This window comes from Quadrisphaera sp. KR29 (assembly GCF_052644995.1).
Genome location: NZ_JBQXXG010000001.1, coordinates 177,600 through 201,840, shown reverse-complemented (window position 1 = coordinate 201,840; position 24,241 = coordinate 177,600). Strand labels below are relative to the sequence as shown.

Sequence of the window (24,241 nt, the reverse complement as noted above, 5' to 3'; positions counted from 1 at the left end):
TCCTGACCTCCCGTCCGGGGGGGCGAGGGACTCAAGCGGGAGACACGCCCGGCCGATGCATCACGTGACCCTCCCCCTCTGAACCGCCTGGAGACCCCGTGGTCGCGCGTCTGGCCAACCTCAAGATCGCCCGCAAGCTCGCCCTCGGCTTCAGCGTGGTGTGCGCTCTGCTCATCGTCGTCAGCGCCGTCGGCGTCGTCCGCCTCGGACAGGCCCAGGCCGACCTGCAGCAGCTGGCGAGCAACGGCCTGGCGTCGGTGGACGCCGCCGACAAGACCGCCACCGCCTTCATGGCCGCCCGCTTCGACCTCGGCAACATCGCCCTGATGCCCGACGAGGCCGCGACCCAGGAGGCCGTCAGGGTCCTGGAGGAGGGCCAGCAGGAGCTCGACAGCCAGTGGCAGGCCTACCTGGAGACCAACCCGTCGGCCACCGCAGCGCAGCAGGCGGCATACACGGACGCCCTCGCCGAGTGGCGCAGCACCACCGACCGCCTCGTGCCGCTGGCGGAGGCCGGTGACGTCGCCGGCTTCGTGAGCCTGCGCGCCGAGATCGCCACCCCTCCGGCCAAGGCCGCCTCGGCCGCTCTGGAGGACATCGTCCAGGCGGAGAAGGACGCCGCCGACCAGATGGTCGCCGAGGGCGGGGCGACCCACCGCTCCTCCGTCGTCCTGCTCGTCGCGCTGACGGCCCTGGCGATCGGTGTCTCCGTGGTCATCGGCTTCGTGGTGGCGCGCTCGGTGACCGGGCCGCTGTCCAAGGTCATCACCGTCATGACCGACGTCGCTGCCGGCCGCCTGGACCGCCGCGTCAACCTCACCACGAAGGACGAGGTCGGTCAGCTGGCTGTGGCGGTGGACGCCACCGTGGCCTCCCTGAGCTCGGCGATGCGTGACATCGCCGCGGAGTCCCGCTCCCTGGCCACCGCCTCCTCAGCGCTGTCGTCCGTGGCCGCTCAGATCTCCGCCGGCGCCGAGGAAGCAGCAACCCAGACCCAGGTCGTCTCCGCCGCCTCCGAGCAGGTCTCCGCCTCCATCGCCACCGTCGCCGCCGCCGGCGAAGAGATGACCGCCGCCATCGCCCAGATCGCCACCGCCACCGCCGACGCCTCCGCCATGGCCACCAACGCCGTCACCTCCGCCGGCACCGCCGGCACCGCCATCGAGCGCCTGGGCACCTCCTCCCGCGAGATCGGCGACGTCGTCAAGCTCATCACCTCCATCGCCGAGCAGACCAACCTGCTCGCCCTGAACGCCACCATCGAAGCCGCCCGCGCCGGCGAGCTCGGCAAGGGCTTCGCCGTCGTCGCCGGGGAGGTCAAGGAGCTGGCCCGCCAGACCGCCCAGGCCACCGAGGACATCATCACCAAGGTCAACGCCACCCAGGCCGACACCGCCTCGGCCGCCTCCGCGGTCACCCAGATCAGTGACGTCATTGCCAAGATCGATGAGATCCAGGCCACCATCGCCGCCGCCGTCGAAGAGCAGTCCGCGACCACCTCGGAGATGGTCCGCAACGTCACCGAGATCTCCACCGGCTCCGCCCAGATCTCCTCCAACGTCTCCGACATCGCCCGCGGCACCGAGTCCAACCGCGAGGGCGCCACCCACACCGCCACCACCGCCGGCTCCCTGGCCACCTCCGCCGGCAAGCTGCAGGAACTCACCGGCCGCTTCACCGTCTGAGGCCCCAGCCTCCGCAGAACACCGCACGGGCCCACCGACTCAGAGCTCACCGATCCAGAGCCCACCAGCTCAGGCCCACCGGGCGGCGCACCAGCGCCGACCGGTGGGCCGTCGGTCGCCCACAGGTCCGCCTCCTGCAGCCATTCCACTGAGGTTGTCCACAGGCGCTGGAACGGTCGGGTACGGACCTTGCCTGCAGCTCTATCTTCGAACACGTGATCGATGCGTCGGTACCGGGCGGGTGCGCTCCCACGCACCCCGTCCTGTGCGCCCCGGCGCAGATCGCCGAGGCCGCCGACGCCCTGCTGGCGAGCACCGGGGCGTCGCTGTCGCTGGCCGAGCTGCAGGACGCCTACCTGGAGCTGCACGCCGCGGAGGCCGGGGTCGCCGCCGCCAAGCTGCACCTGACCCGCATGCTCGTCGAGCACGAGCGCCCCCACCGTCGCAAGGCGCCGGGCACCCAGACCAAGGCCTGGCTCGAGGGAGCGGTGCGCTTCGGGCGCGGAGCGGCCACCGCGGAGGTGAAAGCGGCACGCGCCACCGACCCGCACAGCGGCCCGCTGCGCGGGATGGGCGCTGCCCTCGCCGCGGGCGAGGTGACGCGGCAGCACGTCGACGTCGCCACGCGGCTGCTCCCCCGCCTGCCGCAGCGGGTGCTCGACGAGCGGCGCCAGGAGGTCGACGAGCACCTCCTCGACCATGCGCGCGACTTCTCACCCCGTGACGCCGAGACCCTCGCCAAGCACCTGCGCCGCGCCTTCGCCAAGGGCCCCGGTGACCCCGTCGACTGGTCCGAACCGCCGGCGGCGTCCTGGGACCGGCGCCAGGGCAGCTGGCACACCGACCACACCGGCATGACGCGGTTCCGCTTCGCCCTGCCGGAGGAGGAAGCGAAGCCGATCACCGCTGCCCTGTCCGCCTACGCCTCCCCCACGCGCAGCGGCTCCAGCGGGGACGACGGCGCGAGCGACGAAGCGGGCGGCGACGCGGCCGACAGCGCGGCCGACGGCACCCGTGCCCGCACGGATGACAGCCCTGAGACGCGCGGTGGCGACGACGTCGACCAGCGCTCCACCACGCAGCGCAACGCCGACGCCTTCATCGAGGTCGTCCGCCGCGGCCAGAGCGCCGCGCCCGACGGTGAGGTCGAGGTGGGGCGCCTGGTGGTCGTGGCCACGGAGGACCAGCTGGCCGGTGAGCCGGGCGCGGGCGGTGCGGTGTGCACCCACGACGCCGAGCCGCTCTCGACCACCGCGCTCGAGCGCCACGCGTGTGACGCCGTGGTCGACAGGGTCGTCCTCGACCGGCAGGGCGCCGTGGTGCGGATGGAGTCGATCGGGCGCCTGGCCAACCGGGCGCAGCGCCGGGCGCTCGCCGCGCGGGACGGAGGGTGCGCCTTCCCCCGCTGCAGCGCTCCAGCCACCTGGTGCGAAGCGCACCACATCGTCTTCTGGAGCCAGGGCGGCACCACGGACCTGCCCAACCTCGTCCTGCTGTGCTCACGGCACCACACCGAGGTGCACCTGGGCCACTGGACGATCACCGTGCGCAACGCGGTGCCGTGGTTTGTGCCGCCACCGTGGGTCGACAGGACTCAGACGCCCGTGCGCAACTCCCTGCACCGGCGCATCGCTGCCACGCGCGCCGTCGCGGCAGCGCTCGACCGACCACCCGACGCCACGGCGGCCTGACGAACCGCCCACCTGCCAGGCGGCGGCCACCGAGCCCAGGGGGCTCGAGGGCGCAGCGGCGCAACGCTGCGGCGGTGCGGGAGCGCCGCGGCCATGAGCGCGGCGGTTTGTCAGCGCAAACGGCGGGAGCGCACCGCGGTGAGGCGCGTCACATGGCGTATCTCGTCCGGGTGACATTTGTTGCGAAGACTAGACATGCGCCCGACCGGTCGCACACGATCGACCACGCCTCCACCGCTCGAGCCCAGTGGCGGTGGAGGCTCACTGGGCACACCGACGGCGCCCTCGGTGAAGACCGCGCCGACGTGCCGACTGCACGCCGGCCGTGCCGACGCGTCGCCTACGCCGACGTGCCACCCGCCTCGTCGGCGCCGACGTGCCGCCTTCTCAGCGCGGTGCGGGCACAGCGACTGCCGACGGCACAGGGGCCGGGTCGGGAAGTCCCGCCGCACGCCGGTCCCGGCGGGCTCGCTTACGGGCGAACATCGCCGCGTCAGCAGCACTGAGCAGCCGCTCGGCGCCCTCACTGCCCTCACCGGGCCGACTCAGCTCGGTGCCGACGCTGACGCCGACCCGGTGCTCGACCCCGTCGACCACCACCGGCTCGGCCACCACCGCCGCGATGCGGCGCGCCAGCGCCTCCGCCTGCGCGGCGTCGGCCACTCCGGGGCACACGAGCACGAACTCGTCGCCGCCCAGGCGCGCCACGACGTCCTGCGGGCGCACCGCGGCCGAGAGCCGACGTGCCACCTCGAGCAGCACGGCGTCGCCCGCGGCGTGCCCGTGGAGGTCGTTGACGGCCTTGAAGCCGTCGAGGTCGCAGTAGAGGACGGCGACCCGCCACGGCACGTGCCCGGCGTCGTCGTGAGCCTCCGACAGCGCCACCGTGAGGTGCTCCACCAGCAGGGCGCGGTTGGGCAGCCCGGTGAGCACGTCGTGGGTGGCCGCGGTGCGCAGCTGCGCCTCCAGGGCGCGCTGCGCGGTGACGTCGGCCATCGCAGCGACGGCTCCGAGCAGCCGACCACCGGCGTCGCGCACCTGTCGCGCCGACGCGCTGATGGTCCGCGGCAGAGCACCGGCGGGGCGGATGACGAACTCGGCGCCCACCACCTCGTCCTCGGTGAAGGCGCGCAGCAGCGGCACGCGGTGCGGCGCGAGCGGCGTGGTCCCGTCGAGCTCGAAGAGGGAGTAGGCCTGGGAGAGCTGCTCCGGCTCCACCGCGGCGTCGGCGTCCAGGCCGTGCCAGCGCCGGGAGGTGGTGTTGAAGACGGTCACGCGGCGGTCGGCGTCAGCGGCCACCACGCCCAGCGGCAGCGCCTCCAGCAGCGCCCTGTCGAAGGCGCGGGCTCGGGCCAGCTCCTCGGCGGCCTCGTGGGCCAGGCGCCCCTGGCGCCGCCGCTCCAGCAGGGAGGACGTCATGTCGGCCAGGTCCACCAGGCGCTCCAGCGGGTCGCCCTCGAGCGCCGGCCCGGCCTGCTCGTCCAGCGCGCACAGGGTGCCGACGGTGATCCCGTCGACCTGCAGCGGCGCCATGGCGTAGCGGCGCACCCGGCCCAGGCGGCCGTCCACCCAGGGCAGGTCGGCGAAGCGGGGGTCGGTGGCGCAGTCACCGGAGACGACCGGGCCACCCACCAGGGTCGCGCGGTGGCACAGCGAGTCCTCGCGCGAGACCGGCGGGAGCGCACCGCCCACCAGGGCCAGGGAGCACTGCTGGTCGGGCAGCAGCACGTTGACCACCGCCAGTTGGTACCCGGTCACCGCCGCAGCCACCCGTGCGGCCGCCGCGAGCTCGGCGTCCCCGCCGCCCTCCAGCAGGTCGCAGTCGGTGAGCACCTGCAGCTGGCGCTGGCGCAGGTCCTCCGGCTCGTGCAGCTCAGGCACGCTGCGACCTCCTCGCGATGACGGGACCACCCCGCGTCGCGGCGGCCCTCACCAGCGCATCGGCAGCCCCGGAGGCGTCCTTGACGCCGACGGCGGGCTCAGGCGAGGTCGCCCGGCTCGGCCACCGGCCGGGCTCAGACGCCGACGGGCGTCTTCGCCTCCGCGGCAGGAGCAGTGGGACCAGCGGGAGGCGCCGCAGCGGTGGGCCGGCGGCGCACCGCGATGACGCGCTGCAGCACCACGAACGCGAGGAGCACCGCACCGATGGCCACGCGCGTCCACCAGGAGTCCAGGCCCTCCCGGGCGTTGAGCACCTGGATGAGGCCGTAGACGAGCACCCCGGCGCCGGTGCCGAGCACGTAGCCGTACCCACCGGTCAGCAGCGTGCCGCCGATGACCACCGCGGCGATCGCGTCCAGCTCCATGCCGACGCCGGTGAGGTTGTAGCCGGACTTCGTGTACAGCGCGAAGAGGATCCCGGCGATCCCGGCGCAGGTGCCCGAGATGACGTACACCCACACCCGAGTGCGCTCGGCGCGCAGGCCCATGAGGGAGACCGCGTGGCCGCGGTCGGCGGCACCCAGGCCGTACACCGTGCGCCCGAAGCGGGTGTGGTGCAGCACCACGTACGCCACCGCGAGCACCGCCAGCGCGATGAGGATGCTGGCGTTGATGCGCCAGGAGGTGCGCCCCTCCCCGAACCTGATGGCCCAGGAGGCCAGGGCGGAGAACATCGGGTCGTCGATGGGCAGCGAGCGCGTGCCGATCACCGTGGCCGCCCCGCGCGCCAGGAACAGCACCGCGAGGCTGGCGATGAACGGCTGCACGTCGAAGTACTGCACGAGCACCCCGATCACCGTCCCGCACGCGGTGCCCACGAGCACCCCCACGAGGATCACGACGGGCGCCGGCCACCCGGCGATGAACAGCTGCGCCACCGTCAGGCCCACGAGCGCGACGACGGCGCCCACCGACAGGTCGATGCCCCCGGCGAGGATGACGAAGGTCATCCCCACCGCCAGCACCAGCAGGAAGGAGTTGTCGATGAGCAGGTTGGAGACCAGCTTCATCGAGATGAAGTCCTGCCGGGGCGTGCTGTAGCGGACCTGCCCCACCACGAGCAGCGCCACCAGCGTGGCGACCGTCCCCGCCACCGGCAGGTAGCGGGCGTCCAGGCGTCGGAGCCTCACGCCCCCACCTCCGTGACCTTCGAGCCGGATGACAGGGACGACGACGACGTGGGCTGCGGCGCCGCGGCGGCCTGCGGCCGGCCGGGGCCGCTGCGGACCGTGCCGCTGCGGACCGTGCGGCGGCGGGCCAGCCAGCCCCGCGCCCGCGGGGACGCCGCGACGCACAGGGCGATGAGCACCGCCGCCTTGAACAGGTTGGTGGTGGTCGAGGGCAGCTGGAAGATGATGACCGCCCGCTCGATGGTGGTGAGCAGCAGCGCCCCCACCACCAGGCCCGACAGGTAGAACCTGCCGCCGTCGAGCTTGGTGCCCCCCAGGACCACCACGACGATGGCGTTGAGCTCGAAGAACAGGCCGATGTTGTTGGCGTCGGCCGCCATGGTCGGGGCGCCGTAGATGATGCCGGCCAGCGCGGCCAGCACCCCGGCCAGCACGTAGACGGTCCAGGTGGTGCTGCGGGCGCGCACGCCGGACAGGCGCGCCGACTCCCGGTTGACGCCGATCGCCTCCAGCAGCACCCCCAGCGCGGTGCGCCGCACCACGACGGCGACGAGGGCGAAGACGAGGGCCCCGATGACCACCGCCTGCGGCAGCCCCAGCACCGACCCGGCGCCGAGGGCCTTGAACGGCGGGCTGGTGACGGTGGTGATCTGCCCCTCGGTGATGAGCATGGCGATGCCGCGCCCGGCCACCATGAGGATCATCGTGGCGATGAACGGCTGGACGCCCAGCAGCGTCACGAGCATCCCGTTGAAGGCGCCGACGGCGACCCCGAGCACCAGGCCCAGGGTGACGGCGGTGGCCACCGCGGCCGGCGCGCTGGGGTCGGCGGCGCCGTCGAGGTAGGTCAGGGAGACGGCCAGGGAGATGGCCATCACCGCACCCACCGACAGGTCGATGCCGCCGGTGGCGATCACCAGGCACATCCCGAGGGCCAGCAGCAGCGGCGTCACGGAGTTGCGCAGCAGGTCGATCGGCTGGCCGACCAGCGCGCCGCCGCGCACGGAGACGTCCAGGAAGCCGGGGCTGGCGACGGCGCACGCGACGAGCAGCACCACCAGCGCGGCGGTGGGCCAGAACAGGGCGTGGCCGGCGGCGCGCCGGCCCCAGCCGAGCGCCGTGCCGGTCGCGGCGCTCACGCGGCGCCCTCCCCCGCCGGAGCCGCGACGCTCGTCGAGGCCGTCTCCGCGGCGATCGCGGCCAGCACCGTGTCGGTGGTGACGCTCTCGTCGTTGACCACCTCGGCCACCTTCACGCGGTCTCGCATGACCACCACCCGCTGGGACAGGCGCAGCACCTCCTCGAGCTCGGAGGAGATGAACACCACCGACATGCCGCCGCGGGCCAGGTCGACCACGAGGCGCTGGATCTCCGCCTTGGCGCCCACGTCGATGCCGCGCGTCGGCTCGTCGAGGATGAGCAGGCGCGGGTCGGTGGCCAGCCAGCGCGCCAGCAGCACCTTCTGCTGGTTGCCGCCGGAGAGGTTCTTGATGAGGGCGTTCGGGTTCTTGGGGTTGATGTTGAGCGCCGTCGTGTACCGCTCGACCACCTCGTCCAGCTCCTTGGCCGGGATGGGCCGCCAGGCACCGCGGCGGGCCTGCAGCGCGAGCGCGATGTTCTCGCGCACGGTGAGGTCGCCGACGATGCCCTCCTTCTTGCGGTCCTCGGTGGAGTAGGCCAGGCCCTTCTGCAGCGCCGCCAGCGGTGTGGCCAGGCGCGCGGGGGCGCCGTCGACCTCCAGCGTGCCGACGTCGGGCCTGTCGGCCCCGCACAGCAGGCGGGCGGCCTCGGTGCGCCCGGAGCCGAGCAGCCCGGCCAGGCCCACGATCTCCCCGGCGTGCAGGTCGAGGTCGTAGGGCTGCACGGAGCCGGCGCGGCCGAGGCCGCGGGCGCTGACCAGCGGCCGCGCGGCGTCGTCGTGCAGGGGCACCGCGGCCTTGGCGGTCTCCTCCACGCCGGCCAGCTCGTCGCCCGAGCGCCCGATCATCAGGGAGATCAGCTCGCGGCGGGGCAGGTCGCGGGTGCGGCGCTCCTCCACCAGGCGGCCGTTGCGGAGCACGGTCATGCGGTCGGAGATCTCGTAGACCTGGTCCATGAAGTGGGAGACGAACAGGACGGCGACGCCGGCGTCGCGCAGCTGGCGCACCACCCGGAACAGCTCGGCCACCTCGGCGCGGTCCAGGCTGGAGGTCGGCTCGTCGAGGATGAGCACCTTGGCGTCGACCACCATCGCCCGGGCGATGGCCACCAGCTGCTGCACCGCGATGGTGTGGCTCTCCAGCGGCGAGCGCGGGTCGAGGTCGAGGCTGAGGCGCGCCAGCTGCTCGCGCGCGGCGCGGCGCGTGGCGCGCCAGTCGACGAAGGGCCCGCGGCGCACCTCGTGGCCGAGCATGACGTTCTCGGCCACCGAGAGGTTCGCGCAGAGGTTGACCTCCTGGTAGACGGTGGAGATCCCCGCGGCCTGGGCGGCGCCCGGGTCGCGCAGGTGCACCTCCTGCCCGTCCAGCAGCACCTGGCCGGCGTCGACGGCGTAGACGCCGGTGAGCGCCTTGATGAGGGTCGACTTCCCGGCGCCGTTCTCCCCCATGAGGGCGTGCACCTCACCGGGGAACAGGCGCAGGTCGACGCCGTCGAGGGCGCGCACGCCCGGGAACTCGATGGTGATGCCGCGCATCTGCACGACGGGCGGGGTGGCGGCGGTGCTGCTGACGGTGCTGCCCGGGGTGCCGGTGCTGCCGGGGGTGGTGCCTGCTGGGTGCGCCATGGGGGCCTTCCGTGGGATCCCGGGGCGGCACCGCGCTGTCCGCGGTGCCGCCCCGGGGGGAACGGGGGTCGGTGCCTGCCCGTCAGTACGGGCGGGCGTCGACCTCGGCCTGGGTGATGGTCTGGTCGAAGACCGCCTCCTCGACGACGGTCTCCTCCGGCACGTCCTCGCCGTTGGCGACCTTCGTGATCAGCTCGGCCAGCTGGTCGCCGAAGGCGGGGTTGCACTCCACGACGTAGTTGAACTTCTTGTCGACCAGGGCCTGCAGGCCGTCGCGGACGGCGTCGACGGAGACGATCTGGATGTCGGTGCCCGGCGTCTTACCGGCCGCCTCGATCGCCTCGATCGCCCCGAGGCCCATGTCGTCGTTGTGGGTGAAGATCATGGTCATGTCGGGGTAGGCCTGCAGCGCCGCCTCGGTGGCCGTGCGGCCCTCGGCGCGGGTGAAGTTGCCGCTGGCCTTGCCGATGACCTGGTCGCCGACGACCGCGTTGAAGCCCTCCTCGCGGTCGACCTGGGCGCCGGAGCCGAGGGTGCCCTGCAGCTCGAAGATCTTGGCGTCGGGCGCGTTCTCCTTGACCCACTCCCCGGCCTTGGTGCCCTCGGCCTTGAAGTCGGAGCCGATGTGGGTGACGTAGGGGTCTTCCACCGTGGTGTCGACGGTGCGGTCGACCAGGACGACGGGGATGCCGGCGTCCTTGATCTCCTGCAGCACGTCGTCCCAGCCGGTCTCGACCACCGGGGAGAAGGCGATGACGTCGACGTCCTGCGCCACGAAGTCGCGCAGGGCCTTGATCTGGTTCTCCTGCTTCTGCTGGGCGTCGACGAACGTGAGGTCGAAGCCGTTCTCAGCGGTGAGGTTGGCCTTCACCGACTCGGTGTTGGCGGTGCGCCAGCCGCTCTCGGCGCCGAGCTGGGAGTAGCCGACGCGGATGGCCCCGCCGTCGCCCGAGCCACCCCCCGCGCCCGAGCCGGAGCCGTCCCCGGCGTCGGCGCTGCCGCCGCAGGCGGCGAGGGACAGGGCCAGACCGGTGGCGGCGATCGCGGACATGAACGTCCGCCTGGATGCGTGGAACACTTGACTCCTCCTCGAGTGCGTCCATCGCCCGCCACGCGTGCATGCCGTGCTGCCGTGGTCGGGCGCTCAGTGCTCGGTGGAGCGGTCCGCGGGGCGTTGCAGCGCCCTGCGGACCGGCTCGCCCTCGACGACGAGGGCGGTGCTCCCCACCGGTGTCGCGGTGGTGCCGTCTCAACGGGAGCGACCCTCGCTCCCTGGGGCTCGAGTGTGAGCGTTCACATGTGAAGGTCACAACGCCCAGCAGGTCACGGATCGGTAACGCTCGCGGGGCGTGCCAGGCGCGTCAGGTGCGCGGGGGCGCCGTGCTGTCCCGCACCACCAGCTGCGGCTGGAGCTGCACGGAGTGCTCCGGCTCCTCCTCCGCGTGCTGGTCGGGCTCGCGGTCGCGCTCGATCATCCGCAGCACCACCTGGAGCGCGGTGCGGCCCAGCTCGGAGAACTCCTGGCGCACCGTGGTCAGCGGCGGCAGGAAGTGCGCGCTCTCGGGCACGTCGTCGAAGCCGACCACGCTGACGTCACCCGGCACGCTGCGCCCCCGCTCGGCCAGCGCGCGCACCACGCCCAGGGCCTGGGAGTCGTTGGCGGCGAAGACGGCGGTCACCTCCGGCACCCGCGCCAGCAGCTCACCGGCGCGGTGGCCGGAGTCGGCCGACCAGGCCCCCTCGAGCACGGGGGGCACCTCCCGGCCGGCGGCCTCGAGCACCTCCCGCCAGCCCTCCTCGCGCTGGTCGGCCTCGTACCAGCCGCGCGGCCCGCGCACGTGCCACACCGTGCGGTGGCCGAGGTCGAGCAGGTGCTGGGTGGCCAGGCGCGCCCCGGCGCGGTGGTCGACGGAGACCTCCACCGCGCCGTCGCCGCCGCTGCTCACGGCCACCACCGGCACGCCGAGCTGCGCACCGGCCAGCGCTTCGTAGGCCTCGCGCACCGGGGCGACCACCACCACGCCTGCGGCGTACTGGTCCACCAGGCGCGACAGGCCGTGCTGGACCGTGGCCACGTCCGGCTCCACGACGTGCTCCACCGCCAGGTGCACCCCGGCCTCCACCGCGGCCAGGCCCAGGGCGGCGGTGACCGAGGCCGGGCCGTACAGCGCCGAGCTCGGCGTCAGCACGCCGATGAGACCGCCGCGGCCGGTGGCCAGCGCCCGCGCCGCGGGGTTGCGGCGGTACCCGAGCTCGGAGATCGCCTCCAGCACCCGGGCGCGCGTGCCCACCGCCACCTTGGGCGCGGAGTTGAGCACCCGCGACACCGTCTGGATGGAGACGCCGGCCCGTGCGGCCACGTCGGTGATCGACGGGCCGCGGCCCGGCGACGGCGGTGTGGTGAGAGCGCTCACCGCCGCAGTGTGACCCGAGCGGGCCCCGGTGACCAGAGCCCCTGCGCCGCGGGCGCGTCCGCCGTCCGCGGGCCTGGGGCCCGGACCCGCGGGCCACGGGCCACGGGCCCCGGTCAGCGGAAGGCGGCGATGCCGGTGACGCGCTGGCCGATGACCAGGGTGTGCACCTCGTCGGTGCCCTCGTAGGTGCGCACGCTCTCCAGGTTGGAGGCGTGCCGCAGCGGGGAGTGCTCGAGGGTGACGCCGTTGCCGCCCAGCACCGTGCGCGCCTCCCGGCAGACCTCGATGGCCGTCCGGGTGTTGTCCAGCTTGCCCACGGAGATCTGGTGGGGCTGCAGGCGGCCGGCCTCCTTGAGGCGGCCCAGGTGCAGCGCCAGCAGCCAGCCCTTCTCGATGCCCACCACCATGTCGGCCAGCTTCTTCTGGGTGAGCTGGTAGCCGGCCAGCGGCCTGCCGAACTGCTCGCGGGCCAGCGAGCCGCGCAGCGCCGCGAGGTAGGAGTCGCGGGCGGCGCCCAGCACGCCCCAGACGATGCCGTAGCGCGCCTCGTTGAGGCAGGAGAACGGGCCGCGCAGGCCGAGCGCGCCGGGCAGCACCGCGTCGGCGGGCAGGCGGACCTCGTCGAGGACGACGTCGCACTGCACCGAGGCGCGCATCGACAGCTTGGGCGCGATCGGGGTGGCGCTGAAACCGGGCGAGCCGGTCGGCACGAGGAAGCCCCGGATGCCCTCCTCCGTGGCGGCCCAGACGACGGCGACGTCGGCGATGCTCGCCAGCCCGATCCAGCGCTTGGCGCCGGTGAGCACCCAGTCAGCGCGCTCACCGGGGCCGTCGCGGCGGGCGGTGGTGCGCATGCTGCCCGGGTCGGAGCCGGCGCTGGGCTCGGTCAGCCCGAAGCAGCCGACCAGGCGGCCCGCAGCCATGCCCGGCAGCCACTGCTCCTGCTGCTCGGGCGAGCCGTGCTTGGCGATGGCGCTCATCGCCAGCGACCCCTGCACGCTGACGGCGGTGCGCAGGCCGGAGTCGGCGGCCTCCAGCTCCAGGGCCGCCAGGCCGTACTCCACCGCCCCGCGCCCGGGGCACCCCGGCGCGGTGAGGTGCATGCCGAGCAGGCCCTCCTCGCCCAGGCGCGGCATGACCTCGCGGGGGAAGTGGCCGCGCTCGTACCAGTCGGCGACGTGCGGGCGCAGCTCGGCGTCCACGAAGGCGCGGACCCTGTCGCGGGTCGCGCGCTCGGTGTCGGTGAGCAGCCCGTCGAGGGCGAGCAGGTCGGTGTCGGGCAGGGCGGCGTCGTCGGCAGCGGTGCCCAGCGGAGCGCGGTCGGTGGCAGTGCTGGTGGTGGCGATCATCAGTCCTCCTGGTCGGGCGCGGGCGACGTCTCGGCGGGGTCGCGCACCCGGGCGCGCGGGGTGGGGTCACGCAGCCAGGCGCGCAGGGCGGCGTCGTGCTGGCCGAGCCGCGGCGGGGCGCTGCGCCGCTGCGGCACCTCGGGCACGAAGCGCAGGGGGCTGCGCACCGCCCGGCCGACCGCGCGCCCGTCGTCGTCGACGACGTCGACCACCGGGTCCAGGCCGAGGGCGGCGGCCAGCTGCAGGCCCTGCTCCACCGTGGCGACGCAGCCGGCCGGCACCCCGACCTCGGTCAGCTCCTCCGCCCAGCGCGCCGCCGAACCGGCGGCCAGGCGGGTCTCGAGCGCGTGGCGCAGCGCGGGCCGGTGCGAGACGCGGTCGGTGTTGGTGGCGAAGCGCGGGTCGTCGGCGAGCGCGGGCGCCCCGAGCACTTCGCACAGGCGGCGGAACATCGCGTCGGTGCCGCACGCCAGCGCCAGCGGGCCGTCGGCGCAGGCGAGCAGCTCGTACGGGGCGATCGAGGGGTGGGCGTCGCCCGCGCGGCGCGGGGCCGCGCCGGCGCCGAGGAGGCCCTGGACCTGGTTGACCAGCGCGGTCTGCAAGCTGGAGAGCAGGTTGACCTCCACGTGGCTGCCGCGGCCGGTGACCCCCCGGCGCACCAGGGCCGCGAGCGCGCCGAGGGCGGCGTCCTTGCCGCACAGCACGTCGACGACGGCGACGCCCACCTTCTGCGGGGCCCCGTCGGCCTCGCCGGTGATGTCCATGAGGCCGCCGACGGCCTGCACCACGAAGTCGTAGCCGGCCAGGTGCGCGCCGGCACCGGTGCCGAAGCCGCTGATGGAGACGGTGACCAGGCGCGGGTTGAGCTGCGCGAGCCGCTCCGGGCCCAGCCCGAGGGAGGGCAGGGAGCCGGGGCGGAAGTTCTCCACCAGGACGTCGGCGCGCCGGGCCAGCTCCACCGCGAGCGCGACGTCGGCGGGGTCGCGCAGGTCGAGCAGCAGCGACTCCTTGTTGCGGTTGACGCTCTCGAAGTACGTGGTGCCGGTCGCGCTGTGTGGCGGGCCCCAGCTGCGGGTCTCGTCGCCGCTGCCGGGGCGCTCGACCTTGATGACGCGGGCGCCGAGGTCGGCGAGGTGCATCGTGGCCAGCGGGCCCGCGAGGACGCGGGAGAAGTCGGCGACGAGCAGCCCGTCCAGGGGCGCGGCGGCCGTCGTCACGGGCTCGATCGTCGCCTGTGCGACTCCGGTTGACAAGGTCGTGCGCTTGTCAACCGCTGGCGCACAGAAGACCGCGGATCGTGGACAAGGCGCGGGCAGCCATCGGTGACCGACCCGTGTCAGCCGGGCTCACCAGCGTCGGGCCCGGGAGCGCCGGGCCCGGGAGCGCCGGGCTCCGCCGCGCCGGGCCCGGGGGCCGCCCCGCGGAGCACGCTGAGCACCGCCGCGGACGCCTCGTCGGCCCGGTGGACGCGCAGCAGCGAGGTGGTCAGCTGCACCCCGGCCAGCGCGGCGCAGCGCACACCGGGCACCGGCAGGCGGCCCACGCACTCGGGCACCAGGGCCACGGCGGTGCCCGCACCGACCAGCGCCAGCGCGGCGACGTAGTCGCGCACCGCCACGAGCTGCGGCGCGGGCAGGCCGCCGGCGGCCACCACGGCGGCGACCTCCTCGGCGGCGCCGTGCACCTCGGCGAACAGCGGCGCCGCGAAGCGCTCCCCCGCCAGCTCGCCGGCGGTCACCGCCGCCGAGCCGGCGGCCGGGTGGCGCTCGGGCAGCGCCACCACCACGGGCTCGGTGCGCACCACCTGCGCGTGCAGGCCCGCCGGCAGCTCGGGCCGGTGGCGCAGCAGGCCGACGTCGATGCGCCGCGCCAGCAGCGCCTCGAGCTGGTCCGGCGTCGACATCTCGGTGACCTCGACCTCCACCCGCGAGCCGGCCGCGGGGGCGGCGACCGTCTCGGCGAGCACCCCGGAGAACGCCGCCGAGGCCACGTACCCCACCCGCACCCGTCCCAGCAGACCCCGGCCGGCGGCGCGGCCGACCGCCACCGCGCGCTCGACGCCCTCCAGCACCGCCCGCGCCTCGGGCAGGAAGACCTCCCCCGCCGCGGTGAGCCGCGGGGTGCTGCGCCGCCCCCGCTCGAGCAGCCGGGCGCCCAGGTGCTCCTCCAGCGCCCGCACCTGGGCGCTGACCCCCGACGTCGTCGTCCCCAGCAGCGCTCCGGCGCGCCTGAAGTGCAGCTCCTGCGCCACCACCACGAAGGCCCGCAGCCACCGCAGGTCCACCGCGCCACCTCCGCCGAGCACCACCGAGCACCCTCCCCGCACCAGCGAGCAGCACCGGGCGCGACAGCGCCCGGGGCCCCGAGCGTGCCCGGAGGCACCGGCGGCGTCGAGGGCGGCGCCCAGGACACCCGTGCGGGCTGCTCCGTCCGAGCGACGGCGGGCCGTTGATCGCCCATACTTCCGGGGTGGACGGTCCCCCGGTCCCGGCGACGCCGCCGGACGCCCCGCCCGTCCAGGACCTCGCCACCACCCTGCTCGTCGTGGCCAGCGACGCCGCGCAGCTGGGCCTGTGGGAGTGGGACCTGCTCACCGACCGCCTCACGTGGGACGCGCGCAGCCGCGCCATGTACGGCCAGGACCGGATGCCGCTGAGCGGCTTCGTCCGCGACATCAACCGCACGATCCACCCCGACGACCAGCAGGCCGTCGCCGAGGCGCTGCAGCGGGCGATCGAGCGCAAGGGCACGCTGGAGACGGAGTTCCGCGTCGTCCACCCCGACGGCACCGAGCGGGTGCTCTACGCCCGCGGGCAGGCGCTGATCGACGCCGAGGGCCGCGTGGTGCGCATGGTCGGCACCAACTCCGACGCCACCGAGCTCCGTCAGGCGCAGCACCAGGCCGCGCAGGACTCGGCGCGGATGGCCCGCCTGGTCGACGTCGCCCGGGCCCTGGGCGACGCCGAGGACGAGCAGGACGTGCTGGGGGTGGTCAACGACGCCGCCACCGCCGTCTTCGGCGCCTCCTCCGCGGCGCTGGTGCTGCAGACCGGCCAGCCCGGCGCCCAGGCGCTGCGGACGCTGACGGCCGCCTACGACGAGGGGTTCAGCGCGGCCGTCGCCCACCTGCCCGCCGACACCCCGCTGCCCGCGGTGCACACCGCCACCACGGGCACCACGTGGTTCGTCACCGAGCGCGCCGAGGCGCCGCAGGCCTTCGCCGCCGGGCTGGGCGTGTGGGAGGCCTCCGGCACCGACGCCGTCGGCTGCGTCCCCCTCGTCTCCGACGCCGGGGTCTTCGGGTCCCTCTCGATCGGCTTCCCCCACCCCCAGCGGTGGCGCGAGGCGGACCGCCAGCTGCTCACCACCTTCGGGGCGCTGACCTCCCAGGCGCTGCGGCGGATCTGGGCGCGCTCCGCTGAGCTGACGGCGCTGCACGCGGCACGGCGCTCGGCCGCGCAGCAGACCGCGCTGGTGGCGCTGGCGCAGTCGCTGGAGCTGGCGCAGACCGAGGAGGAGGTCCTGGCCGTGGTCTCCGGCGGTGGCGTCAGCCTGCTCGGCGCCCGCGGCGCCGTGCTCTGCCTGGTGGCACCCGTGCCCGCCGACAGCGCCACGGGCGCGCGGCTGCGCGCCCTGGCCACGAGCTTCTCCGAGGGCACCGCGCGCACCGAGGTCGCCGAGCTCGGCGCCGACGTCCCGCTGCCCATGGTCGACACCGCCACCACCGGGCGCGCGCACTTCCTGGCGGACAGGGCGGCCGCCGAGGCCCTCTTCCCCGGCCGCGAGGACGCCGTGCGCGCCCTGCACGAGGCCAGCGGCACCCACGCCTCCGCGGCGGTGCCGCTGACCGACGGCGGCGCGGTGGTCGGCTCGCTGGCGGTCGCGCTGGAGGACGAGCACGCCTGGACCGCGGACGAGCGGGCGCTGCTGGCGGCGTTCACCGCGCTCACCGCCACGGCGCTGTCGCGCATCCACGCCCAGGAGGCCGAGCGCGCCGCCAGCGCCGCCGTGCGCCGCTTCTCCGAGACGCTGCAGCGCAGCCTGCTGACGCGGCCGCCGCAGCCCGACCACCTGCAGATCGCCGTGCGCTACCTGCCGGCCGCCGCCGAGGCGCAGGTGGGCGGTGACTGGTACGACGCGTTCATGGCCCGCGACGGCGCCACGAGCATCGTGGTCGGCGACGTCACCGGGCACGACCGCGAGGCCGCCGCGGCGATGGGCCAGATGCGCAACCTGCTGCGCGGCATCGCCCACGTCAGCGGCGCGGAGCCCGCGGAGGTGCTCAGCAGCCTGGACGCCGCGGTGCACGACCTCGAGGTCGGCGCGATGGCCACCGTGCTGCTCGCCAAGGTCGTGCAGACCCCGCCGATGGCCGAGCGCGGCGAGCGGCTGCTGCGCTGGTCCAACGCGGGCCACCCGCCCCCGCTGCTGCTGGGGCCAGACGGGCGGGCCCGCTACCTCGAGCGCGACCCCGAGCTGCTCATCGGGCTGGCCCCCGAGGCCGCGCGCCGGTCCCACGAGGTGCCGCTGGAGGCCGGAGCGACGCTGCTGGTCTTCAGCGACGGCCTGGTCGAGCGCCGCGGCGCCACCCTGACCACCGGGCTGGAGTGGCTGGCCCGCACGGTGGAGGAGCTGGCCGACCTGGGCGCGGAGGACCTCTGCGACGAGCTCCTGCGCCGGGTCGGCGAGCGGGTGGAGGACGACGTCGCCGTGGTCGCGCTGCGGGCGCACCCCACGGACCGGCCCCGGCCCGCCGAGGCGGGGCCGGAGCGCGTGCCGCTGGACGACTGAGCCCGGTCTACCGCTGACCACCTGCTGGCCAGCTGCTGGTCAGCCGCTGGTCAGCCCCGGAGCAGCCCGCGGCGCACCGCGGTGGCCGCCGACGGCGCCAGCGGCAGCCGCGGCACCAGCGTGGCACCGACGGCGTGGTAGAGGTCGGGCTTGCCCGGCCACACCGTGCCCGTGGGGCGGTTGCGCTCGTCGAGCTGGTGGTGCCAGGAGCCGTCCTCGTGGTCGAGGACGACGTCGGCGACGTGGTCCCACCACAGCGCGTACAGGTCGGCGTACCGCTGCTCCCCGGTGGCCAGCACGAGCGCGGCCGCGGCGGCGGTGGCCTCGGCGGGCACCCAGTGCATGCGGTCGCGCACCACGGGTGTGCCGGACCAGTCGGTGGTGTAGACGAAGCCGGGCCGCCCGTCGACGTCCCACCCGTCCTCGACCGCCCTGCCGAACAGCGCCCGCGAGGCCGCCACGAGGTCCACCGGCGGCTCCTCGCCGGCCGCCCGGGCGGCGGCGTCGGCGTGCAGCAGCAGCCGGGACCACTCCAGGCCGTGGCCGATCGTGGCGCCGTAGGGCTTGAAGGGGTCGGCCTTCTGGTCGGCGTGGAAGTCCAGGTCCCCGGTCCACCCGGAGGCGCCGTCGTCGTGGAAGTGCTCCGGCACCCGCCAGTCGTTGTCGCCCGACCAGCCCGCCACCGTGGCGGCGACGCGCAGCGCGCGCCCGCGCCAGGTGGCTGCTGCCCGCTCGTCGCCGAGGACGTCGGCCAGCACGTCGGCGGCCGCGAGGAACGCCTCCACGGAGTGCATGGCGCCGTTGATGCCGCGGTAGCGGTCGAGCACCTCGAAGGAGGTGTCCCAGGTGTCCACGGGCATGCCCGCCGCGTCGTCCCAGAAGCGCTGCTCGTAGACGGCGAGCGCCTCGGCGAACAGCTCGCGCGCGCCCGGGCGGCCGGCGGCCGTGGCGGAGGAGGCGGCCAGCACGATGAAGGCGTGGGCGTAGCAGGCCTTGCCCTCCGCCGGGGCGCCGGAGGCGTCGAGCTCGCCGAACCAGCCGCCGTGCGCGCTGTCGCGCAGCGGCGCCTCGCCCTCGGCGCCGCGCTCGGCGTCCCACAGCCCGGCGAGCGCCTCGTCGGCCAGGCTCCCGGAGCCGGGCACCCCGAGCAGGTGGCCGAGGGCGTACACGTGCGCCATGCGCGCGGTGATCCACGTGTGCACGCCGTGGGAGGGGTCGGGGTCGCCCTGCTCGTCGAGCCAGGCCGCTCCCCCGCCCTCGGCGGGGAAGAGCTGGCCGAAGGCGAGCAGGTCGCGGCAGTGCTCGTCGAGCCACGCGCGGTGCGTGGGCTGGCCGAGCCACCCGGGCAGCTGCCCAGCCGCAGCAGCGTCGGCGCCGGCCGCGGCCACGGGGACGGCGGCGCTCACGCGCCAGCCCGGGCGAAGCGCAGGGTCAGGATCTGGAAGGGGCGCAGGTCCACGCGGGTCACCCCCCGATCCTGGCCGACGCCCCCCGTCGCGGCCAGGCCGCGGGGCTCGCCCACCGGGCGCTCCAGGAGGTCGACCTCGGTGGCGCCGCCGTGCTCGAACCCGGCGACGACGTGCGCCGAGGCCCGCCCGCCGAGCGACTCGTAGAGGCGCACCACGACGTCGCCGCTGCGGTCCTCGGCGAGCTTGACCGCCTCGACCACCACGCCCTCGTGCCCGCCGGCCAGGCCGGCGACCGGCTCCACCACCACCACGGGGGCCGCCTGCGCGGCGTCCGCGGAGCCGGCGACCTCGCGCACCGGGAGGTTGGCGCGGTAGCCCTCGCGGACGGCGTCCGCGGTGCCCGCGCCCACCACGAGGCCGGCGCGCAGGCGGTGGGAGCCCTGGTCGGCGTCGGGATCGGGGTAGAGGGGGGCGCGCAGCAGCGACATCCGCACCGTGGTGGTGGTGCCGCCGTCCTCGCGGGTGGTGCGGCCCACGTCGTGGCCGTAGGTGGAGTCGTTGACGACGGCGGCGCCGTAGCCGGCCTCCCCCACGTGCACCCAGCGGTGGGCGCAGGTCTCGAAGCGGGCAGCGTCCCAGCTGGTGTTGGTGTGGGTGGGGCGCAGCACGTGCCCGAACTGGACCTCGCTGGCGGCTCGGTCGGCGTGCACGTCGACGGGGAAGGCGAGCTTGAGCATCTTCTGCCGCTCGTGCCACTCGACGTCGAGCTCCACACCCACCACGGTGCCGCCGGGCTCCAGGGTGATGAGCTGCTCCACGCGGGAGGAGCCGAAGCGGCGGACCACGCGCACGGCTGCGCGACCGGTGCCGCCCGCGGGGTCCTCGGCCACCTCGACGGACTCGGCGGCGGTCAGCTCGGTGGTGTGCCGCTGGTAGTGGACGTCGACGTCCCAGGCGTCCCACTGGGTGGGGGTGTCGCGGTGCAGCGTCAGCAGCGCCCCGCGCCCGCCGGGCGGCAGCACCTCGCGGCCCGCTCCGCCCTCGGCGGCCAGGTCGCGCACCGAGGCCAGCAGGCCGTCGGCGTCCACCACCACGCGGACGAGCCCGTTGTCGAGCACCACGCCCTCCCCGTCGCGCTCGACGACGACGCCGCGCGCGCCGTCCGCCGCACCGACGGCGAGACCCAGCGCGGGCGCCGCGGCCCGGGCGTGCGGCGCGGCGTTGAAGACCAGCCGCTCCTCCCCCTGCCCCGCGAGCGCGGTGAGCGACTCGGTGACGAGCTCCTCCAGCTCCTCCGCCAGCCGGGCGTAGTTCGCCTCGGCCTCGCGGTGCACCCAGGCGATCGAGCTGCCGGGGAGGATGTCGTGGAACTGCTGCAGCAGCACGGTCTGCCAGGCGGCCTCGAGCCGGTCGTACGGGTAGGGGTGCCCGGTCTGCACCGCGGCGGCGGTGGCCCACAGCTCGGCCTCGCGCAGCAGGTGCTCGCTGCGGCGGTTGCCGCGCTTCGTGCGCGCCTGGGAGGTGTAGGTGCCGCGGTGGAACTCCAGGTACATCTCCCCGCTCCACACCGGCGGCGCGGGGTACTCCTCCTGCGCGTCGCGGAAGAACTCGTGGGGGTCGCCCAGCTCCACCCGCGGGGAGCCCTCGAGGTCGCGGGCCCGGTGGGCGGCGGCGAGCATCTCGCGGGTGGGGCCGCCCCCGCCGTCGCCGTAGCCGAACAGCAGCATGGACGTGTTGGCGCGGCCCTTCTCGGCGTACTGGCGCTCCGCGCGCGCCAGGTCCTCCGCGGAGACCTCGGAGTTGTAGGTGTCCGCCGGCGGGAAGTGCGTGAAGATCCGGCTGCCGTCCAGGCCCTCCCACCAGAAGGTGTGGTGGGGGATGCGGTTGGTCTCGTTCCAGCTGGGCTTCTGCGTGAGGAACCAGCGGGCGCCGGCCAGCCGGGCGATCTGCGGCAGTGCGGCGCTGTAGCCGAAGGAGTCCGGCAGCCAGACGTCGAGGGGCTCCACGCCCAGCTCCTCGGCGAAGAACCGCTTGCCGGCCACGAACTGGCGGGCCAGGGCCTCCCCGCCGGGCAGGTTGGTGTCGGACTCCACCCACATGCCGCCGACCGGCACGAAGCGGCCCTCGGCGACGCGCTTCTTGATCCGCTCGAACAGCTCCGGCTGGGCGTCGCGCACCCAGGCGTACTGCTGCGCGGAGGAGCAGGCGAAGGTGAAGTCGTCGTCCTCCTCCATGAGGCTCAGGACGTTGGAGAAGGTGCGGGTGCACTTGCGGGCGGTCTCGCGGGTCGGCCACAGCCAGGCGGAGTCGATGTGGGCGTGCCCCACGGCGACAGCCCGGTGCGCGGTGGCGTCCGCGGGTGCCGCGAGCGCCGGGGCCAGGGCGGCGCGGCCAGCGGCAGCGGTGCCGGCCACGTCGTCGGGGTCGACGGCGTCGACCATGTCCTCCAGGGCGCGCAGCACGGCGGCGCGCCGGCTCGTGGTCGCGGGCAGCTCGGCCAGCAGCCCGCGCAGCGTCCACGCGTCGCGGGTGAGCTCGTAGACCTCCACGTCGAGCTCGACGAGGTCGGCCGCGCGCATCCGGTACACCGGGTCGGTGCCGGCGGTCGCGGTCGATCCCATGGGCGTCGGCTTGAAGGCCCAGTCGTCCCCGCCGGAGGCGCCGGAGACGTCGGGGTTGGAGGAGGCCTCCAGCAGCACGTCGACCTCTCCCCCGCCGGTGGTGACCTGCGCCAGCGGCAGGTAGCGGTTGCGGGGGTGCAGGCCCTTCACCACGGTGCCGTCGGGCCGGTACGCGGTCGCCTCGGCCTGGAAACCGGGCTGCACGGCCAGGTAGCCGAGGTCGACGTCGACCTCGACGCGCACCCCGGGGTCGTCCCCGAAGCCGGCTGGCACGGCGCCGGTGAGGCGGAACCAGGTCGTCCCCCACGGCTTGCCCCAGGGGGTGCCGGCCGGCCCGATGGTGAAGGGGGTGAACTCCTGCGCCGCGGCCTCGGCGAAGGGCACCGGCTCCCCGGGCGCCTCCCAGCGGGTGGTGGTGAGCCGGTGGCGGCGCCGGTGGAGGGCGGGGACGAGGCGCTCGCGGGTGAAGCGCTCGACCCGCATCTCCACGAGGCGGGAGTCGTCGTGCACGGTGGTGCCTTCCTGGGTCGGGGGAGGGTCTGGGGCGCGCGGGTCGCGGGCGTCAGCCCTTGACGCCGCCGGCGAGGGCGAAGGAGCCGCCCGCGACGCGCTGCACCAGCAGGTAGAGCACGAGGACGGGGACGGAGTACAGGACGCTGAACGCCGCCAGCTGGCCGTAGGCCACGGCGCCGTTGGTCCCGAAGAAGGTGTAGATGGACACCGCGGCGGGCTGGAACTCGGGGTTGAGCAGCAGCACGAACGGCACGAAGAAGTTCCCCCACGCCTGGGTGAACACGAAGATGAAGACCACCGCCAGGCCCTGGCGCATCAGCGGCACCACCACCCGCGCCAGCGCCTGCATCGCGCTGGCCCCGTCGACCCAGGCGGCCTCCTCCAGGGAGACCGGCACGCTGTCGACGAAGTTCTTCATCATCCAGATGGCCATGGGCAGGCTGGTCGCGACCAGGAACATCACCGTGCCGGGGATGGAGTCCAGCAGCCCGAGGGTCACGAACAGGGCGTACACCGGCACCATGACCGCGGTGATCGGCAGGCAGCTGCCGAAGAGGATGACGTAGAGGAAGGAGCGGTTGAAGCGCATCGCGTAGCGGCTGAGGGGGTAGGCGGCCAGGGTCGCGACCGCGACGGTGATGAGGGCCGTGCTGCCGGAGACGAGCACGGAGTTCCACAGCGGGCGCAGCGTCAGCTCCCAGGTGAGCACCTCGGAGTAGTTGCGCAGGGTGGGGCTGGTCGGCACCGAGACGCTCACCGTGGCGGAGGGGTTGACGCTGGAGAGCACCACCCACGCCAGCGGGACGAGGAACGCCAGCCCCACCACCACCAGGACGACGCCGTTGGCCAGGCGAACGCCGCGCCCGCGCGGCGAGGCCAGCCGCAGGGCGGCGGTGCTGCCGCCCGGGACCACCGGTACCGGGGGCTGCGGCGCGGGCATCGGGGTGGAGGGGGCGTGGGCGCTCATCAGTCGACCTCCGGCTTGAGGACCCGCACGTAGACGATGGCGAACACGGCGCCGACGGCGATGGTGACCACGGCGATGGCCGTGCCGTAGCCGACCTGGGCGAACTTGAAGGCCTGCTGGAAGGCCAGCACCGGGAGCGTGGAGCTGCTGGTGCCTGGGCCGCCGCCGGTCATCACCCAGATCAGCGTGAACACGCCGAGGGTCTGCAGCGTGGTCAGCATCATGTTGGTGGCGATCGCCCGGCGGACCATCGGGAGCGTGATGCGCACGAAGCGCTGCAGGCCGGTGGCGCCGTCGATCTGCGCCGACTCCATGATCTCGGGCGGCACCTCGGCCAGGGCCGCGTTGTAGACCATCATCGAGAAGGCGGTGCCGCGCCAGATGTTGGCGAGGATGACCGCGAACATCGGGAACGAGATGAGCCACGTGGTGCCGCCGAGGCCCGCCCAGCTGAAGCCGGCGCCCAGCAGCGCGTTCAGCGTGCCGTCGGTGGAGAAGAAGGCGTACAGGGCGAAGGCGGCGACGATCTCCGGCATCACCCAGGCGGTCACCACCAGGGCGCTGACCACCGAGCCCAGCCGTGCCGGGCCGTTGCGCAGCAGCAGCGCCACGGCCATGCCGAGCGCGTTCTGACCGATGACCGCGCTGGCGATGACGAAGAGCAGGGTCAGCCAGACCGACCGCCAGAAGTCAGCGCTGGAGAAGAGGCGCGCGTAGTTGTCGGCGCCCACGAAGTTCGGGTTCACCGCCCGGTAGCCGCTCAGCGCGGTATCGGTCAGCGAGCCGTAGAGGGCGTAGCCGATCGGGCCGGCGAGGAAGATCGCCATGAGGGCGATCGCCGGGACGAGCGGCAGCAGCCGCACCGCGGTCCGGCTCGCCTCCTGGCGCTGCCGGGCCGGCCGGGGGGCGGGCGAGGTGCCCGTCCCCCGGCGGGTCGTGCTGTCGACGACAGCGGAGTCCGACACG

At 74.9% G+C, this 24,241-nt stretch carries 16 protein-coding genes; 3 read left to right on the top strand and 13 right to left on the bottom strand.

Features of this window, described 5'->3' with window-relative positions; all coding sequences use genetic code 11:
- The first annotated feature begins 98 nt into the window (after positions 1-98).
- On the top strand, positions 99-1,685 hold the full coding sequence (locus ACUN9U_RS00860) for a methyl-accepting chemotaxis protein (protein ID WP_445483025.1): 1,587 nt from the start codon (positions 99-101) through the stop codon (positions 1,683-1,685).
- A 215-nt stretch (positions 1,686-1,900) separates the two neighbouring features.
- On the top strand, positions 1,901-3,376 hold the full coding sequence (locus tag ACUN9U_RS00855; RefSeq protein ID WP_445483024.1) for a DUF222 domain-containing protein: 1,476 nt from the start codon (positions 1,901-1,903) through the stop codon (positions 3,374-3,376).
- A gap of 387 nt (positions 3,377-3,763) precedes the next feature.
- Here ACUN9U_RS00855 and ACUN9U_RS00850 read toward each other — a convergent pair whose 3' ends face one another.
- The 9 genes from ACUN9U_RS00850 to ACUN9U_RS00810 form a co-directional block, all read right to left on the bottom strand.
- On the bottom strand, positions 3,764-5,257 hold the full coding sequence (locus tag ACUN9U_RS00850; protein ID WP_445483023.1) for a diguanylate cyclase domain-containing protein: 1,494 nt from the start codon (positions 5,255-5,257) through the stop codon (positions 3,764-3,766).
- 134 nt (positions 5,258-5,391) lie between these two features.
- Positions 5,392-6,447 carry an ABC transporter permease subunit gene (locus ACUN9U_RS00845; RefSeq protein WP_445483022.1) on the bottom strand — a complete coding sequence of 352 codons (1,056 nt, stop codon included), beginning with the start codon at positions 6,445-6,447 and terminating at the stop codon, positions 5,392-5,394.
- A complete protein-coding gene (locus ACUN9U_RS00840) occupies positions 6,444-7,586 on the bottom strand; it encodes an ABC transporter permease (protein ID WP_445483021.1) in 1,143 nt (380 codons plus the stop codon). Before ACUN9U_RS00840 ends, ACUN9U_RS00845 begins: the two co-directional genes overlap by 4 nt.
- Entirely contained in the window at positions 7,583-9,121 is a 1,539-nt protein-coding gene (locus ACUN9U_RS00835; protein WP_445483203.1) for a sugar ABC transporter ATP-binding protein, read from the bottom strand. The genes ACUN9U_RS00840 and ACUN9U_RS00835 overlap by 4 nt, the downstream gene beginning before the upstream one ends.
- A 172-nt stretch (positions 9,122-9,293) precedes the next feature.
- The gene (locus tag ACUN9U_RS00830) at positions 9,294-10,262 is read right to left on the bottom strand and encodes an ABC transporter substrate-binding protein (protein WP_445483020.1); all 969 of its coding nucleotides are present in this window, start codon (positions 10,260-10,262) and stop codon (positions 9,294-9,296) included.
- Between the two features lie 310 nt (positions 10,263-10,572).
- The gene (locus ACUN9U_RS00825) at positions 10,573-11,625 is read right to left on the bottom strand and encodes a LacI family DNA-binding transcriptional regulator (RefSeq protein WP_445483019.1); all 1,053 of its coding nucleotides are present in this window, start codon (positions 11,623-11,625) and stop codon (positions 10,573-10,575) included.
- A gap of 113 nt (positions 11,626-11,738) precedes the next feature.
- A complete protein-coding gene (locus tag ACUN9U_RS00820) occupies positions 11,739-12,974 on the bottom strand; it encodes an acyl-CoA dehydrogenase family protein (RefSeq protein WP_445483018.1) in 1,236 nt (411 codons plus the stop codon).
- Positions 12,974-14,200 carry a CaiB/BaiF CoA transferase family protein gene (locus tag ACUN9U_RS00815; protein ID WP_445483202.1) on the bottom strand — a complete coding sequence of 409 codons (1,227 nt, stop codon included), beginning with the start codon at positions 14,198-14,200 and terminating at the stop codon, positions 12,974-12,976. The genes ACUN9U_RS00820 and ACUN9U_RS00815 overlap by 1 nt, the downstream gene beginning before the upstream one ends.
- A gap of 110 nt (positions 14,201-14,310) precedes the next feature.
- On the bottom strand, positions 14,311-15,282 hold the full coding sequence (locus ACUN9U_RS00810; RefSeq protein ID WP_445483017.1) for a LysR substrate-binding domain-containing protein: 972 nt from the start codon (positions 15,280-15,282) through the stop codon (positions 14,311-14,313).
- A 161-nt stretch (positions 15,283-15,443) separates the two neighbouring features.
- On the opposite strand from ACUN9U_RS00810, the gene ACUN9U_RS00805 reads away from it, so the two are divergent.
- A complete protein-coding gene (locus tag ACUN9U_RS00805) occupies positions 15,444-17,765 on the top strand; it encodes a SpoIIE family protein phosphatase (RefSeq protein WP_445483016.1) in 2,322 nt (773 codons plus the stop codon).
- Between the two features lie 50 nt (positions 17,766-17,815).
- Here ACUN9U_RS00805 and ACUN9U_RS00800 read toward each other — a convergent pair whose 3' ends face one another.
- Genes ACUN9U_RS00800 through ACUN9U_RS00785 form a run of 4 tightly spaced genes read right to left on the bottom strand, consistent with a single transcriptional unit; the run spans position 17,816 to position 24,240 of the window.
- Positions 17,816-19,114, bottom strand: coding sequence for an AGE family epimerase/isomerase (locus ACUN9U_RS00800; RefSeq protein ID WP_445483201.1), 1,299 nt, complete (start codon positions 19,112-19,114; stop codon positions 17,816-17,818).
- Positions 19,115-19,167: 53 nt separating this feature from the next.
- Positions 19,168-22,305 carry an alpha-mannosidase gene (locus ACUN9U_RS00795; protein ID WP_445483015.1) on the bottom strand — a complete coding sequence of 1,046 codons (3,138 nt, stop codon included), beginning with the start codon at positions 22,303-22,305 and terminating at the stop codon, positions 19,168-19,170.
- A gap of 52 nt (positions 22,306-22,357) precedes the next feature.
- Entirely contained in the window at positions 22,358-23,248 is an 891-nt protein-coding gene (locus ACUN9U_RS00790; RefSeq protein ID WP_445483200.1) for a carbohydrate ABC transporter permease, read from the bottom strand.
- Between the two features lie 26 nt (positions 23,249-23,274).
- Positions 23,275-24,240 (bottom strand): carbohydrate ABC transporter permease, encoded by a 966-nt coding sequence (locus ACUN9U_RS00785; RefSeq protein WP_445483014.1) that lies wholly within the window; start codon positions 24,238-24,240, stop codon positions 23,275-23,277.
- Between the last annotated feature and the right edge of the window lies 1 nt (position 24,241).